Source organism: Roseateles chitinivorans (assembly GCF_002761755.1).
Taxonomy (GTDB): domain Bacteria; phylum Pseudomonadota; class Gammaproteobacteria; order Burkholderiales; family Burkholderiaceae_C; genus Roseateles; species Roseateles chitinivorans.
Window position 1 is genome coordinate 1 of sequence record NZ_PEOG01000184.1, and the last position, 495, is coordinate 495.

Here is a 495-nt window from a genome sequence, read left to right on the forward strand (position 1 = left end):
GGTGACGCTGTTGCCGAGCCGCGAATCCGCTTCGTTCGGCGAGGATGATTTCGCACTGGCGTTCGCCCGCATTGAAAACCACTATTTCACCACCTGGGCTTCCTGGAGAGCGATGACCAGCTGCTGCGCAACGTGCCGCTAATCCGCCATATTCCGGCGGTGATCGTCCACGGCCGCTCTGACATGGCCTGCCAGGTTCAGAACGCCTGGGCTCTGGCTAAGGCCTGGCCGGAAGCGGAGTGGCATATCGTGGAAGGGGCGGGGAATTCGTTTGATGAGCCGGGCATCTTGCACCAGCTGATGATCGCCACCGACCGGTTCGCCGGCAAGTGACTTAAAAAACCCGCCGTTACGGCGGGTTTTTTGTTATTTGACCTTCGGCTCGTACGGCAGGCGCGAAAACCTGTGGGATTCCGCGCGGTAGTGCGCCACGCGCTCGCGAAAATAGTCGCGCAGCGCTTCCGGCTGCTCACGCTCCACCACTTCCGGGATCAC

General features: G+C 61.2%; 2 protein-coding genes. One reads left to right on the forward strand and one right to left on the reverse strand.

Annotation, left to right across the window (positions count from 1 at the left end):
- Positions 1-132 precede the first annotated feature (132 nt).
- Positions 133-333 (forward strand): hypothetical protein, encoded by a 201-nt coding sequence (locus CS062_RS26680; RefSeq protein ID WP_199174377.1) that lies wholly within the window; start codon positions 133-135, stop codon positions 331-333.
- 33 nt (positions 334-366) lie between these two features.
- Here the strand turns inward: CS062_RS26680 and CS062_RS27415 are convergent, their stop codons facing one another.
- A complete protein-coding gene (locus CS062_RS27415; RefSeq protein WP_368372874.1) occupies positions 367-495 on the reverse strand; it encodes a DNA polymerase III subunit theta in 129 nt (42 codons plus the stop codon).